Origin of the sequence: Methanoculleus methanifontis, assembly GCF_030464365.1 — an archaeon.
Classification (GTDB): Archaea; Halobacteriota; Methanomicrobia; order Methanomicrobiales; family Methanoculleaceae; genus Methanoculleus; species Methanoculleus methanifontis.
Map to the genome: position 1 here is coordinate 1 of NZ_VCYI01000018.1, position 14,910 is coordinate 14,910.

13 protein-coding genes are annotated in these 14,910 nt (G+C 61.8%); 5 read left to right on the forward strand and 8 right to left on the reverse strand.

Annotated elements, in window-relative coordinates; translation table 11 throughout:
• Positions 1-209: 209 nt before the first annotated feature.
• Both FGW20_RS11750 and FGW20_RS11755 read right to left on the reverse strand, forming a co-directional pair.
• Positions 210-1,463, reverse strand: coding sequence for a RecQ family ATP-dependent DNA helicase (locus FGW20_RS11750; RefSeq protein ID WP_301678278.1), 1,254 nt, complete (start codon positions 1,461-1,463; stop codon positions 210-212).
• Between the two features lie 73 nt (positions 1,464-1,536).
• Complete coding sequence (locus tag FGW20_RS11755; RefSeq protein ID WP_301678279.1) at positions 1,537-2,328, reverse strand: N-formylglutamate amidohydrolase; 792 nt, start codon at positions 2,326-2,328, stop codon at positions 1,537-1,539.
• Positions 2,329-2,505: 177 nt separating this feature from the next.
• On the opposite strand from FGW20_RS11755, the gene FGW20_RS11760 reads away from it, so the two are divergent.
• Positions 2,506-3,801: a sodium-dependent transporter gene (locus FGW20_RS11760; RefSeq protein ID WP_301678280.1), complete on the forward strand. Its 1,296-nt coding sequence runs from the start codon at positions 2,506-2,508 to the stop codon at positions 3,799-3,801.
• Positions 3,802-3,812: 11 nt separating this feature from the next.
• Here FGW20_RS11760 and FGW20_RS11765 read toward each other — a convergent pair whose 3' ends face one another.
• Complete coding sequence (locus FGW20_RS11765; protein ID WP_301678281.1) at positions 3,813-4,298, reverse strand: redoxin domain-containing protein; 486 nt, start codon at positions 4,296-4,298, stop codon at positions 3,813-3,815.
• Positions 4,299-4,430: 132 nt separating this feature from the next.
• On the opposite strand from FGW20_RS11765, the gene FGW20_RS11770 reads away from it, so the two are divergent.
• On the forward strand, positions 4,431-5,750 hold the full coding sequence (locus FGW20_RS11770; RefSeq protein WP_301678282.1) for a hemolysin family protein: 1,320 nt from the start codon (positions 4,431-4,433) through the stop codon (positions 5,748-5,750).
• A gap of 471 nt (positions 5,751-6,221) precedes the next feature.
• Here FGW20_RS11770 and FGW20_RS11775 read toward each other — a convergent pair whose 3' ends face one another.
• The 5 genes from FGW20_RS11775 to FGW20_RS11795 form a co-directional block, all read right to left on the reverse strand.
• On the reverse strand, positions 6,222-6,737 hold the full coding sequence (locus tag FGW20_RS11775; RefSeq protein ID WP_301678283.1) for an FKBP-type peptidyl-prolyl cis-trans isomerase: 516 nt from the start codon (positions 6,735-6,737) through the stop codon (positions 6,222-6,224).
• Positions 6,734-9,946 carry a tetratricopeptide repeat protein gene (locus FGW20_RS11780; RefSeq protein WP_301678284.1) on the reverse strand — a complete coding sequence of 1,071 codons (3,213 nt, stop codon included), beginning with the start codon at positions 9,944-9,946 and terminating at the stop codon, positions 6,734-6,736. Before FGW20_RS11780 ends, FGW20_RS11775 begins: the two co-directional genes overlap by 4 nt.
• A gap of 305 nt (positions 9,947-10,251) precedes the next feature.
• Positions 10,252-10,638, reverse strand: coding sequence for a rubredoxin (locus FGW20_RS11785; protein WP_301678321.1), 387 nt, complete (start codon positions 10,636-10,638; stop codon positions 10,252-10,254).
• A gap of 158 nt (positions 10,639-10,796) precedes the next feature.
• Complete coding sequence (locus FGW20_RS11790) at positions 10,797-11,228, reverse strand: J domain-containing protein (RefSeq protein WP_301678285.1); 432 nt, start codon at positions 11,226-11,228, stop codon at positions 10,797-10,799.
• A 6-nt stretch (positions 11,229-11,234) separates the two neighbouring features.
• Complete coding sequence (locus FGW20_RS11795) at positions 11,235-11,633, reverse strand: DUF126 domain-containing protein (protein WP_301678286.1); 399 nt, start codon at positions 11,631-11,633, stop codon at positions 11,235-11,237.
• Positions 11,634-11,685: 52 nt separating this feature from the next.
• Between FGW20_RS11795 and FGW20_RS11800 the strand changes: the two genes are divergently transcribed.
• The 3 genes from FGW20_RS11800 (at position 11,686) to FGW20_RS11810 (ending at position 14,686) form a co-directional block, all read left to right on the forward strand.
• Entirely contained in the window at positions 11,686-12,849 is a 1,164-nt protein-coding gene (locus FGW20_RS11800; RefSeq protein ID WP_437178579.1) for a proteasome-activating nucleotidase, read from the forward strand.
• 709 nt (positions 12,850-13,558) lie between these two features.
• Positions 13,559-14,002, forward strand: coding sequence for a DUF5804 family protein (locus tag FGW20_RS11805; protein WP_301678288.1), 444 nt, complete (start codon positions 13,559-13,561; stop codon positions 14,000-14,002).
• A gap of 87 nt (positions 14,003-14,089) precedes the next feature.
• Entirely contained in the window at positions 14,090-14,686 is a 597-nt protein-coding gene (locus FGW20_RS11810; protein ID WP_301678289.1) for a GNAT family N-acetyltransferase, read from the forward strand.
• Positions 14,687-14,910: the final 224 nt, after the last annotated feature.

A 14,910-nucleotide genomic window follows, 5' to 3' on the forward strand; every position in this document is an offset into this window, starting at 1 on the left:
CGCCCGACATGAGGTTTCTGGGGAGGGAGATGCGGCTCAATGATTGCCCAGAGTTCGTCATCGATTTCCCGGAATGCCATACATCCCGGGTTTTATTCAAGGTCTCTTATAATTGTGGGATGACCTCCATGATAACTCCCGGACAAATCTTTTCCCGTCTCCGTAATAGGTGTTTCCCCGGGGGAAGGGGGATCCCGGAACCCACCGGTTCAGCCGGACATGGAGCGGGTGGCACCGCGCTTCCGCCGCCCGGCGCGGGCCTTCCCGGACGGGGCACAGACGTCGCAGCCGCCGCAGGGAGCCTCAAAACGCTCCCCGAAGTATTCGAGGAGCACCGTTCTCCGGCACTCCGTCGTGGTGCAGTAATCCACCATGCTCTGGAGCTTCGAGCGTGCGACCTCGCGCTGGAACTCAGATGCAAGATCGCGGTCGATGAACGATCTGAGGCGCCGTGCCTCGTCGTCGCTGTAGTAGAGGATGCAGTCGCTCTCCTTCCCGTCCCGTCCGGCCCGGCCGCTCTCCTGGTAGTAGGCCTCGAGGGTCTTGGGCATATCGTAGTGGACGACGAACCGGACATCCGGCTTGTCGATCCCCATGCCGAACGCGCTCGTCGCGCAGACGACCGGAACCTTCCCGCCGATGAACCTGTCCTGCGTCTCCCCCCGGGCGGTCGCCGTCATCCCGGCGTGATAGGGGAGCGCTGGTATCCCGCCGGCGCGGAGCCGTGCCGCGAGCGTCTCGGCTCCGTCCCGGGTTGCGGTGTAGACGATCCCGCTCCCGGTCTTCCTGCCCTGCAGGTAGACGCGAACCTGGTTGTATGCGTCCTCTTCTTTCGGGACGACGGCGTACCTGAGGTTCTCCCGGTTGAAACTCCCGACGTAGATTGACGGGTCTGCGAGGTTGAGCTGCCGTGCGATATCCTCACGGACGTCCGGCGTCGCGGTCGCCGTAAGGGCAACCATCGGCACCCCGGGGAACCGTTCCTTGAGGACCGCGAGCGACCGGTACTCCGGTCGGAACTGGTGCCCCCACATCGATATGCAGTGTGCCTCGTCGACCGCGATCAGCGTGACGGGGAGGGACGCCATCAGGTCGATAAAATCTTCGCCGACCGCCTTCTCCGGCGAGACGTAGAGGATCTGGATCAGGCCCTCTCTCAGTTCCGAACGGATCCGTCGGGTCGTTGTATAGGACCCGGAGGAGTTCAGCGCTTCCGCGCCGACCCCGCGGGCCTGCAGGTCGTCGACCTGGTCCTTCATCAGCGCGATGAGCGGCGATATCACCAGCGTGACACCCTCGCCGATGAGCGCGGGGACCTGGTAGCAGAGCGACTTCCCCCCTCCGGTCGCGAGCACCGCCAGGACGTCGCGCCCGTCGAGAATGTCTTCGATGATCTCCCGCTGGTAGGGGTTGAATGCAGAGTGCCCGAAGTAGCGCTGAAGGAGCAGGTGCAGGCGATCCATCACTATATAAGTGGGCGCTCTACCGGCATAGTATCTTCGGCCCCGGAAATACGGCCCAATTAGGGGCGGTTTCTCACTCCGAGACCTCGTCCCAGAACCCGGCGATGGCCGAGAAGATCCTCCCCCGGAGTTCGGTGAGCCGTTCCTCACCGACCTCGCGGTCTCCGGTCTCGTAGAAGCCGCGGTTGATCTCGACCTGGACCCAGGGGACCCGCCGCCGCCGGTAATGCGCCACTGAGATGAACCCGCCCCGGAAGGGATCGTTCATCGCAACCCGCCCCTCGTCCTCGAACTCCGCCTGGAACGACCGGGCGAGCGCCTGGAGCCACTCCGGGGAGCAGGTCACAAGGCCGCCCGCCGTTTTGGGCTTCCCGTTCCGGTCGCCCCGGTTGCTCAGGCAGAAGAGCGGGCGGGGGCGTCCGGCGTCCATCCGGACCGGCGGTGACCTGGGCAGCATGCTGTGGCAGTCGAAGGCGATCTCGATCGGCCGGGTATCAAGCGCCCCGACCAGTTGTTTGTGGAAGGGGTGGTAGTAGTTCTGCAGGAGCGTTCCTATCAGTTCCCTGCCGGGCGTCTGCCCTCTCTTAAACACCGGGGTTCCGTCCTGCGTGATGACCTTGACCACGCCGTCCTGCGTCCGCGGCGGGTAGTCGTAGGGCGCCCGGTTGGTATCGACGAAGATCCTCGATATGTCGAAATCGATCACCGCCTCCACCGTATCGTCGAACCCGTAGAGGCGGCGGGTGTAGGGGTCGCTATTGAAGACGATCTCCTTTCGCGTGAGGTTGACGAGACCGCGGAGTTCGGGCGGAACAGAGGTGCCGCTGTGGGGGATCGAGATTAAGAACGGATACCTACCGTTCACGCTCTTTCCCTCCTGCCGGGACATTTCCGGGAACTGACGCTCATGCTGCTTCTGACCGCACCCGTATGGGAGCACCCGCTACAAAAGTGCAGTGGTCGGGATACCCCTCGGCGGGCATGAATATAAAGGCGGAACTCCTCCTTACCCAAAGGGAACCGTTCTCATGCGGTGAGGGATATGGAACGAGAAGAGTGGTCGTCAACGCTGGGCTTCATCCTTGCAAGCATCGGCTCAGCCGTGGGCATCGGGAACATCTGGCGGTTCCCCTACGTCGTGGGCGCCAACGGGGGCGGTGCGTTTCTGATCCCGTTCCTGATCGCCGTCCTCCTCTTCGGCCTCCCCCTGATGGTGCTGGAACTCGCTATCGGCCGCTCGACGGGGACGTCGGTCATATCCGCCTTCCGCTCGATACGGCAGCGATTCGCCGCCGCCGGTCTCGTCATCGTCGCCGTCGTCAGCCTGATCCTCGGCTACTATCTTGTGATCACGAGTTGGGTGCTCGCATACGCGCTCTTCTTCGTCTTCAACCAGCCGATGGAGTTCGATGCGTTTACGGGTTCCTACCTCCCGCTCGTCTTCTTCCTCCTCTCGGGACTCGCGGTCTATGTGACGGTGCGGTCGGGGGTCCGGGGAGGGATCGAGCGGGCTTCCCGGTATCTCATCCCGTTTCTCCTTGTGATCCTCATCTTTCTCGTGGTCATCTCGCTCACGGAGCCCGGAGCGGTCGAGGGAATCGAGTTCTATCTCTCCCCTGATTTTTCGAGGCTGGCTGACCCCGGCGTCTGGATCGCGGCCTTCGGGCAGGCGTTCTTCTCGCTCTCCGTGGGCATGGGCATCCTACTCACCTTCGGAAGTTACCTCAAAAGAGAACCCCTCTTCCGGAACGCCGCCATCATTGCCGCCGCAGATATGCTGATTGCAGTCCTTACCGGGCTCGTGATCTTCCCCCTGGTCTTCACCGCGGGTCTTGACCCAGCAGCCGGGGTGAACCTCGCGTTCATCACCCTACCCACGGCCTTCACAGAGATCCAGTACGGCATGGTGCTCGGAGCGCTCTTCTTCCTGATGCTCTTTGCAGCAGCGCTCACCTCGGCGGTCTCCATGCTCGAAGTCCCGGTGGCGGCGCTGATGGACACCTACGGCTACCCCCGGAAGCGCGCCACCCTCCTCGTCTTCGCCGCGATCATGCTCGTCGGGCTTCCGTCCGCTCTCAGTTACACCGCCCTGAACCTCGAAGCGCTTGGAATGCCGTTCCTCGACCTTGCCGACTACGCATTCGGGACGATCGGCCTCATCGTCGCCGGGCTGATCGTGAGCGTCGTCGGAGGGTGGTTCATGAGCCGCATCCGGATCTGCGAGGAGATCGGCGGCTGCGGGTGGCAGCAGAAAATCTATATGGCGCTCATCCGCTACGGCGTTCCGTCCATTCTCCTGATCACGCTTGTCGGCAGTTTCTTCCTGGGCACGGGGTGAGCGGGGCCGGGTTACGCCTTCGGCACCAGCTCCACATGCCTCTCCTGCGCCCGGAGAGCGTCGAGGACGTCCTGCATGCCGGGCACCGTCGTCGCCGGGTATTCCGCGACGAAGATGACGCGCCCGAACTCGTCGACGACGATGTTCGCCCGCCGGGAGTAGCCCTTTTGACTATCGAAAACACCGTACATCTCCGCCACGGCACCGTGCGGCCAGAAATCCGCAAGGAGCCGGGTTCTCCTGATCCCGAGGTTCTCGGCCCACGCATGCTTGCACGGGACGGAATCCACGCTGATGCCGAGGGCAACGGCACCGAGGGCGTCGAACGCCTCCCTGTTCGCCTCGAGCGCCTTCATCTGTCCAGCACAGACACGGGTCCATGCCAGCGGGTGGAACGAAAGGACAACCCGCTTCCCCGGGAACGCCGATAACCGGACAGTGTTCCCGTTATGGTCCGGTATTGAGAAATCTCCGGCCTGATCGCCGACCTCGACCATCGTGTATCACCTGATGGGACTCTCTCCCGGCGACGATAAATATTTCTCACGGACGCTCCTCTCCCGCCCGGATGCCATGCCCCTTCCCGGGAGCCCCGCAGGTTTAAGGCTCCTGCCGGCAAGAATACCACAATGGCAACTGCCACCGATATCGCGATCATCCTCCTTCTGATACTCGCAAACGGCTTCTTTTCGATGGTGGAGTTCGCGCTCGTCTCTGCAAGAACAGCACGCCTGCAGAAGAGAGCAGCGAACGGCGACGGCGGGGCGGCGACTGCTCTCGAACTTGCACAGGACCCAACACTCTTCCTTTCTACCATCCAGATCGGCATCACCCTCGTCGGGATCCTGGCCGGAGCCTTTGGCGGGGCGACGCTCGCGGGCCCTCTTGCAGAAGAGTTTGCCCAATTCCCCTTGATCGCGCCTTACAGCGGCCCGCTCGCGGTCGTAACCGTCGTCGCCGCCATCACGTACCTGACGCTCGTTGTCGGGGAACTGGTGCCGAAGCGGGTGGCCATGACCCACGCCGACCGGATTGCATCGCAGGTCTCGCGCCCGATACGGTTCCTCTCGCTGATCGCCGCACCGCTCGTCCGCCTGCTGAGCGCTTCGACCGAGGGGGTTCTCATGCTGCTCAGGATTCGGAAGCCTTCGGGGCCCGAGGTTACAGAGGAGGACGTCAGGGTTCTCATCGGGCAGGCCACCCGGGCGGGCGTCTTTGAGGAGGCGGAACAGGATATGGTGGAGAGCGTCTTCCGCCTCGCCGACCGGCGAGTCAGCATGCTGATGACGCCGCGGCCCGACATCGTGGCCGTGGATCTCGAAGACCCCGTCGAAGAGAACTGGCAAAAAATGGTGGATTCCGGGCATGTCTACTTCCCGGTCTACCGTGATCACCTCGACAACCTGCTCGGCACCGTCTCGGTCCGCAGCCTCTGGGCGCGGATGATCGCGGGTGAAACGCCCAACCTGTCGAATGCCATCGACCCCGCCTTCTTCGTGCCCGAGAGCGTCCCGGCACTCTCGGTTCTCGATGAGTTCAAGACCTCCGGGGCGCGGATCGCCCTCGTCACCGATGAGTACGGGAGTATCCAGGGTCTGGTCACCATCCACGACATCATGGAGTCGATTGTCGGCGGCATCCCATCGCCGGAGCACCCGCCTGAGGGGCCGGCGTTCCGTCGTCCGGACGGATCGTGGCTCCTCGACGGGATGCTCCCGGTCGACGAGTTCCACGACCTCCTCGGTGTGCCGGCTACCCTGCCCGGAGAGGGGCGCGGTTACTACCAGACGCTCGGCGGGTTCGTGATGATGTACCTCGAACGGACCCCGGAGGCCGGCGACCGGTTCGCCTGGAACGGATTCCGGTTCGAGGTGCTCGATATGGACGGCCACCGGGTTGACAAGGTGCTCGTCACGCCGGTGGGGGGCGGGAAGGAGAAGAAAGAGTGACTTTAGGCCTCGTTAACTTTTCTCTCTGGGGAAAGTCGTCGATTGCGTCGCGGGCATGGGTTCAGGGGGATTGTACGACTCGAAGCCTGATGGCTTCTCGTGCTCCGGTTCTTCGCACCTTTGGCCAGTCGTACTCACATATCATTCCTGGGACATCGCTTACCCCGATGCACGGATTTCATGGAGATATCGCCATGCACTGCCCCCGCCCCCTTGGGGGCGGGGGAGGAGGCCGGGCGGGGTGGGGGTAGTAGGTGTCAGATAGTGATCTGGAGACAGGGGAGGGGGGATGCTCCCCCCTCCCCGTCAGCCCCTCCCCTATGGCGATACTCCCACAGAAGCCGTGCCAGTGTGACCGCAGAAAAGTAGTTTATGGGTTCTTTGCAACCGTGATCGAGACCGATCTGCATGGTCGAGCTTGTTCCAGGAATGACACTCCAGAGGGAACTCCAAAAAAAAAGTTGAGTAATCCTACACAATCTCGACGAGACTGACGGTGAACGTAAGATCTTCGCCCGCGAGACGGTGGTTCGCATCGATGGTGACGGCATCGGCCGATACCGCGATAACCCTTGCGGGCAGCACCTGTCCGTTCTCCAGGGGTATCCCTACCTGATCGCCGACCGTCAGGTTCTCTCCGCCGGTGATCGCGGCAGGGTCGAGGACAATGACGAGATCCTCGCGGTATGGCCCGTATGCCTGGTCGGCCGGGATGTGAAGGGTCTTTTCCTCTCCAACCTGCATCCCGACGACACCGTCATCGAACCCCGGGATCACTTTGCCGGTGCCGACGGTAAACCGGAGCGGTTCGCGCCCGGTGGAACTGTCGAAGACCGTCCCATTATCAAGTGTGCCGGTATAGTGAACCAGCACCGTATCTCCGGACTTCACCCGCTCCCCATCGCTGTCGCTTGCGACACAGCCCGAGCAGAGAGCCAGGACGCACGCCATCAGCAGCAGGGCGCTAGATATCCGCCATTTCTTCATTCTTCTTCGCCTCCGGCCCCGTTCTCGAGGGCCTTTCCGAAGCACTCCACCGCGTCGGCAAACCTGCCCTGCTTATCGAACGCTCTTCCTTTCAGGTACCATGCCCGGGCATGGCGGGGTTCGGCCTCGATAACGCGGTCAAAGCAGGTGGCCGCCCGGTCAGGTTTGCCCAGGCGGGCAAGAGCGAGGCCCTTCGCGAGCCAGGCATGAACATCTCCGCCGCCCAGTTCGATGGCTTTGTCGAACGCTTTGACGGCGTCTTCATGCCGTCCCAGCGCATCCTTGAGCCTCCCGACGGCGTTCCAGACGGCCGCATTCTTCGGGTCGATCGAGAGCGCTTTCTCGTAACTCGCGAGAGCGTCGTCGTGCCTGCCCGCCTTCTCGAGCACCGTTCCCCGCATGAAGAGCGTGGCGGGGTTCTCGTCCTGGAGGACGATGATCTTGTCGATCGACTTGACCGCCTCTTTGTATCGCCCGAGGTGGATGAGGGCCGACGAGCGGGCATGGAGGGTCTCGATGCTGGTCGGTTCCCGGTCGAGCACCTGCGTGTAGGCGGCGAGGGCATCCTCGTACCTGCCGGCCTTCTCGTGGGCCTCGCCGAGTCTTCGCAGGGTGAGAACGTCGGCCGGATCGGCCTTGATCACCTTCTCGAAGCACTCCACCGCGTCGGCGTAGCGGCCAAGCCACATGAAGATCTCGCCGCGCCGCTGCCAGGCAGCCCAGTTCTCCGGGCTCGCCTCGACGATGCTGTCGGAACACTCGAGCGCCTCTTCATAGCGCCCCATGTGCACGAGGGCGCTCTCGAGGGTGTACCATGCTTCGGTGTCGCGCTCGTCACCCTCGAGCACCAGCGCGTACTGTTTGATCGCGTCGCCGAACTTCCCGTCCCGCTCGAGCGCCATACCGAACGCCATCCTGGCGTCGCGGTCGTCGGGGGAGTTCTTCAGGTAACGTTCGTATGCTTCCGCCGCCTCTTCGTGCTTGCCGACGGCTTCCAGCATATCCGCCCGGATCCTTGCAACCGCGGCGTTCGAGGCGTCGGCGGTGAGCACCCGGTCGCAGCACTCGATCGCCTTCTGGTGCTTGCCGAGCCGTGCGAGAGTGACGGCGAGCGCAAAGCAGGCGCCGGTATCTTTCGGCCGGCCTTCAGCCACTTTTGCGTAGCACCCGGCTGCATCCGCGTACTGCCCCATCCGCTCCAGGGCCCGGCCCCGGTTGAACCACGCAAAGAAGTTGTCCGGATCGGCAAGCGTGATCTCTTTGAACCGATCGGCGGCCTCCTCGTACCGCCCGAGCATGGCGAGAACAAACCCGAGACTTGCCGGGTATCCTCCGGCTTTCGGATCGGCGGCAAGGAGGGCTTCGTAACACTCGATGGCTGCATCGTAGCGGCCGAGGGCCTCGAAAATCCATGCCTTCCGAAGAAGCGTTCCGGTGTCCCCGGAACTGCCCTGCGTCAACCGGGCGATGGATTCGAGCGCCTCCTCGTACCGTCCAAGGCGTTCGAGCGCCGTGCTCCGGCCGAGCAGAGCGGTACGGTCGTCCGGATCGGCCGAGAGCGCCCCGTCATAGCAGGCGAGCGCCTCCTCGTACCGTCCGAGGTGCATGAGCGCTTCTCCTCTGTTAATCTCCGCCGCAGCGTCGGTAGGATTGACGTTGAGGAGGGCTTTGAAGGTTTCTGCTGCCTCTGCATACCGTCCGAGGTGCAGAAGGGCGTCTCCCTTCCTGTACAGGAGATGGGGCTCGTTGCCGCCGGCCCCCTGCACCGAATTGAAGCACGCCAGCGCATCGTCGTGCCTGCCGAGGTTCATGAGCGCGTCCGCTTTCATCGACACAGCGACGGCGTTCTGCGGTTCTTTTTCAAGGATCGCATCCAGGCAGAGCACGGCCTCCTCATACCTGCCAAGATGGAGGAGCGCGGTGCCGCTCCGCTGCAGGATGGAGATGTTCCCGGGATCGATCTGGAGGACACGTTCGAAGTCGTTCTGCGCCTCAGCATACCGCCCGAGGTGCAGCAGCGCAGTCCCCCGACAGTTGTGGACGATCTCGTTTAACGCATCGAACTTCAGCGGCTTCTGTTGCCGGGGTGCTCCCGTCTCGTCCCGCTCGAAGAGCGCGAGGTCGGTGTTGTCTCCTATCCACTTCATCCCGGTTGTCGCCCGGCTCTCGAGCACGCGGTCGAACGACTGGATCGCCTCGGCGTACTGGCCGAGACGAAAGAGCGCCATGCCGCGGGCGTACCACACCTGAACCTGACCCTGGTCGTGTTTCAGGATATGGTCGAAACTCTTGACCGCCCGATCGTAGCGGCCGAGAGCGTCGTAGACCATCCCCATGGCGTAGCGCACCGGGACGTGATCCGGGTCGGCGAGAGCGACCTTCTCAAAGCACTCCAGCGCCTCTACGTGCTTTCCTGCGCGGAGAAGCATTGAACCGCGGTGATACCAGGCAGGAGTGTTTTCGGGCTCGACGGCAACAATCTCGCCGCAGCAGTCGGCAGCCTCCTGGAACCGGCCGAGATACTCGAACGCCCGGGCCTTGCCGTAGAGCGCGTCGATATTCTCCGGTTCTGTATCGAGCACCCGGTCGAACAGACTGATGGCTTTCGAATAATCGCCCTGGTAGAGGTATATCGCCCCGATTCGAGCGAGCATATCGGTGCTGCCGGGATTCTTCCTGAGGATCTTCTCGAAACATGCCGCTGCTTCCCGGTAGTCGCCGGTTCGCTCGAGCATCCTCCCGTATCTCTCCCGCAGGACGGTGTTCTCCGGGTCGCCTGTCAGCGCTCGCGCATAGGCTGGTGCTGCCTCGGCATACCGTCCGAGCCGTTCAAGCATCTCCCCGCGCCAGTAGGAGGCGTTTGTGTCCGTGGGCTGTTCTTCGACGATCCGTGCGAAACACCCCGCCGCCTCCTCGTATTCACCGGTTCTGGCGAGGACATGCCCCAACACCCGCAACGTTCCGGTATCGCCGGGAGCCGACTCAAGGGCCTTCTTTAGCCACTCAGCAGCTTCGCTGTCCCTGCCGAGACAGGCGAGCGTCCGTCCCATATACAGCCGGGCGAAGCCGTTTTCGGGCTCTATCTTGAGCGCCTTCTCGAAACTCTTCACTGCCTCGCTGTAGTTCCCGGCCTCGAACTGAGAGGTCCCCTGCTGTATCGAGGGGTTCGCGTTCTTCCCCTGACCCAGAATATTACTGAAGAAATCCATCCGACATCATCTGCCGCTGCTCGTTTAATGCGCGATTGTTCAACGCCGCATTTTCTGTGGGCGGCTGCCCGCAACGGAGGCAGCCGGTGCTTTCTAACATTGATGCGTCAGCCGGTATTTGAAAGGACCGATTTTGAGTAGACAACCTAACGTAGATTATAATGGGTGTTCGGGATTCTTAAAAGAGTGCGGCCGGAAAAATCCGGCACCGTGCCGGAGCACCGGATTCCCCTGCAGACTGCGGGGATTGTGGCCGGCACGGCACGGTTCCAGGAGAGGGACGGTCAGGGACGCTCAATATCGTTTCAGATATCGAGGATGGGTTCAAACTGAGATTTGCCGACCGGGCCGTGGAACTTCGATATCTGCGGGTCCATCCCGCAGACCGGGCATACGTAATCCTCCGGCAGGTCTTCGAATGCGGTGCCCTTTGGATAGCCGCGGAGGGGTTCGCCGCGTTTTTTATCGTAGACATAGCCGCATATCTTGCAGACGTACTTGGTCGGCTCCCAGAGTTCGAATCCCCACTTCCCGATCTGCCCTTTTCCGGTCGCACCGCAGACCGGGCACACGTAGTCCTCCGGCAGATCTTCAAACTCGGTACCCGCCGGAATGCCACGATGGGGTTCGCCCCGCATCGGGGAGTAGATGTAGTTACAGTACTTGCACCGGTATCGTTTCACTTTCTCCATGGGCATCACGTTCACCTCGCGATAATCATCCGGCACGAAGGCGGTTTCACCAGATAAGGCTTCCCGTGATCCAACCAGAGCAGTGCAGATCTTCCTCTCTTCTCCGTATCGCGGTGCCGATTGTTTCCGAGAAGAACTGTCCGATAAAAAAGAGATTCTCAGGATTCGTGCCGGCGTCTGTTGCCCGGGAGAGCACGAGAGAGGAGCGACAGGACAAGCATGAAGACGAGCAGAACCCCTCCGAGGAAGAGGAGGAGGATAACGCCAAGCCTGCTGGTCCAGGAAGCCGGTGCCTGTCCGCTCCATGAGTACCCTCGCGTCCAGACCGTCTGCCCGTTGGGACGGTACTGCTGGAACGGGCCGTGCGGTCCTGCTGTGCCGCCGCCACGAAGAGCGAGGTCGTAACGCGCCCGGGCGTCGGGGTCGATCAGCGTCTCATACGCCTGCTGGATCGCGATGAACCGCTCACCCGCATCCGGGTCGTGGTTCACGTCCGGGTGATACTGTTTCGCGAGCCTCCGGTAGGCCGTCCGGATCTCGTCGGGCGCGGCATCGGGGGAGACGCCCAGGATCTCGTAATGAGTCTCCACGGCGCCTCACGAAGTCCCGTCGCAGGAGACCTCGCCCGTATCGCCGTTCACCGTCACGGTGGTGCCGGGCGGGAGATCGGAGAACTCCGGCGGGAGGCGGTCGATCATGGGGATCTCCGCGATGATCGCGCCGACCGCGATGATCGGTTCGGTCTCCGTATTGATTATCGCGGCGGGGGCGAGCCCGTTCTGTTTCAACGCGTAGATCACGTAGGATCCGACCGTCGAGCCCTTCCCGTACGGGAAGGCCAGCACCCGTCCGGCGATGGATTGCCCCTCAAGGGGGTGCCCGTGCTCGACGACGATGCCGGTCTCGGGGTCGACACCCGAGAGGAACGATATGGGTTCGGACGAGACGAGGAGTTCTCCGCTTCCGGTACCTTTGGATATGCTTCTGCCTTGCATGATCACTCCAACCACATTATAATGTGGTTGGAGAACCAACTATATGAGTGACATGGACGAAACCATTGGCAACACTCCCGGCAGCGAGCACGATATGCTCACTCTCCAGATCCAGGACCTGAAAGCACAGATCCTGGACTACAAACTCAAGAACGAGTTGCTGGAAAAGGAGTTACTGCAGCTTCGAAAAGAGAACGCCCAGTTAAAGCGGGTGCCGCTGTTTGTTGCCGCTGTGGTCGATGTACTTGAGAACGGCGAAGTGTATCTCCGGCAGCAGGGCAACAACCAGGAATACGTCACCGCGGTCAGCGAGAAACTCCACCGCACCCTCAAACCCGGAATGAAGGTGGCGGTGAACAACACCCTCTCCATCGTCAAGACGATCGGCAATATCTACGACGCGAGAGTCAGGGTCATGGAACTCGACGAGCAGCCGAGCGTGACGTTCGAGCAGGTCGGCGGCCTGAAGGAAGAGATCGAGGAGGTCCGTGAAGCGGTCGAGTACCCGCTCACGAAACCCGAGATCTACGAGCGCGTGGGCGTCGAGCCCCCGAAAGGCATCCTCCTCTACGGCCCACCCGGCACGGGTAAGACCCTGATCGCAAAGGCGGTTGCCCGCCAGTCCCAGGCACGGTTCATCAGGATGTCCGGGAGCGAACTCGTCCACAAGTACATCGGGGAGGGCGCGCAGCTCGTGCGCGAGCTCTTTATCCTCGCCCGGGAGCGCGCTCCGGCGATCGTCTTCATCGACGAGATCGACGCGATAGGGAGCATGCGCACGAACGACGGAACCTCCGGCAGCGCTGAGGTCCAGCGGACGCTGATGCAGCTCCTGGCCGAGATGGATGGGTTCGGGAACCGCGGCAACATTCGGATCATGGCGGCGACGAACCGGATCGATATGCTTGACCCGGCCCTCCTCCGCCCCGGCCGGTTCGACCGGATCATCGAGGTTCCGCTCCCTGATGCCGGAGCGCGTCTGGAGATCCTGAAGATTCACACCGCGAAGATGTCGCTTTCCGGGAACGTTGACCTGTCCTCGCTTGCGGAGCTCGCCGGAGACACCACCGGCGCCGAACTGCAGGCGATCTGCCGTGAGGCCGGGATGATGGCGATCCGGCGGGACGCAGATGCCGTCGAGCCCGAAGACTTCCTTGCGGCGATAAAGAAGGTGAAGCGTGAGACAGCGGCGCCGGACAGCCGCATGTATCTCTGACGGGGTTTTTCTTCCTACCAATCTTTTTTGTTCACATTTGCCGCCGGCGTATGAAAGGGAGTATCCCGATGTTCTGTTGTCGAGAGGGTATTCGAGAGCCTTCTGCCTTCTCACATTTGCACTGCACAGCCGTGTGGTGGTACTCGAATTCCACGTCGGATCCCTCACCTGACGTGCTTGTGTCCCGCTTTTGCTCACACTTCCTAAGACGCAATGTTCGTTGGATAGCCATGCACAGGTGAACCCCAAGCACGCTTGAACCTCTTCTGATTTTTCCACGAACTAAATGGCTGAAACTATGGAATAGCCTGGTACACTGGACCGTGGTGGCTATCGCCTCGGGGGGTGGGGACAAAGGGGAGTGCGAGCGCAGCGAGCATGAGAAACTCGAAGAGTTTTGAGGGGGGAGACCCCCCTCCCCACCTGACGGTGATCGAGCTCCGTTCCTGTCGGAACATCGCACTCCCCGTCAGCCCCTCAAAGAACTTCGTTCTTCTCGTGCTCCTGCCCTTCGGCCAGTCGCACTCCCCAATGGCGATACCCACCGGAAATCCGTGCATCATACTTCACATGTGCGAATGTTCGGAAACTTGACGGCACTGTAGTGAGATTGTCCCGGGATGCGGCGTCTCATCCGCATTCCCACCGACAAAGCCCCGGTGCAACCTTGAAGGAAACCTTATCGACCTCACACGCCCACAACTATGCAATGAACGTCCTCCTCATTCAGTCGGAGGGGGTTGACCTCTACGACACCCTGCTCAAGTCCGAGACCAGCAGAGGCGTTCTCCGTTTTTATCAGCCGGATCGATTGGAATACGGCATACGTATCAGGACGGCGTCGCTCGGGAGTGCACTTGCTCTCGTCTCCGAACTCCGGTGGTACATCCAGCGCTACGTCGAGGAGGTTCTCTTCGAGCCCGGGGAGGGTATATTCTGCTCATCGGGGCTTGCCAGGCAGATCTACGAGCGGGACGTGATGCCTGCATCCCCGTGGAGGTACCGCTGTCTCTACCGGATCGTGGGCGATCACATGATCGACACGATCTGGATGGACGAGGGGACGGCGCCGGAGACGTATGCCGACCGGACGGAGCCCGAGGATACGCTGCTCGAGGTCTGGTGCGCCGAAGAGGAGTACCCGGCAGGGTAGGCGGGTGTACGCGCACATCTGCCGGGGCAGTTTTTTCCTTATCTCAGGACTCTCTTTCTTATATGCGGGAAGGTCGAATCCAGGTATATGCAACACGCCTGGACCGGCGGCGGTCTGAGGTTCTCCTACTGCACCGAGCACGACCTTCCCGATATATCCCGGATGCTCTCGAAGGAGTCGGTCTGCAGGTGGCTGTTTTTCGGGCCGAATACAGATGAGGGCACGCGATCCTATTTCCTCCCCCTGATCGGGGAGATGCGGGCGGCGTTCCGGGCAGGAAGAATGCCGGATCACCACGTCTTCACGGTAAGACTGGAGGATACCGGGGACTTCGTCGGGCAGTGTGCACTGTTTCCGGTTGACTTCAGCCCCGGATCGTTTCTGATCGGCTACCAGCTCGATGACGTATACTGGAAAAGAGGCTACGGCACTCTGGCCTGCACCTTTCTGGTCTACTTCGCGTTCACCCTGCTCGAGGGCTACCGGCTGAACGGCGACACCGTTGCCGGCAATACAGCGTCACGGCGGGTGATGGAGAGGTGCGGTTTTGTCCTGGAGGGTATCCAGAGGAAGTACTGGCATGCCGGGGGCGAATATCACGATCGTCTGATCTTCGGCCTTCTAAAGAGCGATCTTGCCCCGGAGCGTCTTTCGAGACTGGGGGAGACGTTCACGGCGGCATGATGGCTAACCATGCACTGATGCTGGATATACCCGCCCCTGTCGAATCCCTGTTTGGTTCTGAAGGTTGTAACTGGGGGACAGGCTGTCCGGAGTTCGAGCACACGACGAGTGCGAGTAACGCCGGTTGGAACGTGCGACGGTTTGTTAAAACTGGAGGGATATCGCCATTGGGGAGTGCGACTGGCCGGAGGGCAGGAGCATGAGCACCGTTAGGTGCGAGGGGC

Bases quoted from the DNA above. Each gene is read 5' to 3' on its own strand.
- FGW20_RS11750 (WP_301678278.1), bottom strand. From the start codon at position 1,463: ATGGATCGCCTGCACCTGCTCCTTCAGCGCTACTTCGGGCACTCTGCA.
- FGW20_RS11760 (WP_301678280.1), top strand. From the start codon at position 2,506: ATGGAACGAGAAGAGTGGTCGTCAACGCTGGGCTTCATCCTTGCAAGC.
- FGW20_RS11765 (WP_301678281.1), bottom strand. From the start codon at position 4,298: ATGGTCGAGGTCGGCGATCAGGCCGGAGATTTCTCAATACCGGACCAT.
- FGW20_RS11770 (WP_301678282.1), top strand. From the start codon at position 4,431: ATGGCAACTGCCACCGATATCGCGATCATCCTCCTTCTGATACTCGCA.
- FGW20_RS11775 (WP_301678283.1), bottom strand. From the start codon at position 6,737: ATGAAGAAATGGCGGATATCTAGCGCCCTGCTGCTGATGGCGTGCGTC.
- FGW20_RS11780 (WP_301678284.1), bottom strand. From the start codon at position 9,946: ATGGATTTCTTCAGTAATATTCTGGGTCAGGGGAAGAACGCGAACCCC.
- FGW20_RS11785 (WP_301678321.1), bottom strand. From the start codon at position 10,638: ATGGAGAAAGTGAAACGATACCGGTGCAAGTACTGTAACTACATCTAC.
- FGW20_RS11795 (WP_301678286.1), bottom strand. From the start codon at position 11,633: ATGCAAGGCAGAAGCATATCCAAAGGTACCGGAAGCGGAGAACTCCTC.
- FGW20_RS11800 (WP_437178579.1), top strand. From the start codon at position 11,686: ATGGACGAAACCATTGGCAACACTCCCGGCAGCGAGCACGATATGCTC.
- FGW20_RS11805 (WP_301678288.1), top strand. From the start codon at position 13,559: ATGAACGTCCTCCTCATTCAGTCGGAGGGGGTTGACCTCTACGACACC.
- FGW20_RS11810 (WP_301678289.1), top strand. From the start codon at position 14,090: ATGCAACACGCCTGGACCGGCGGCGGTCTGAGGTTCTCCTACTGCACC.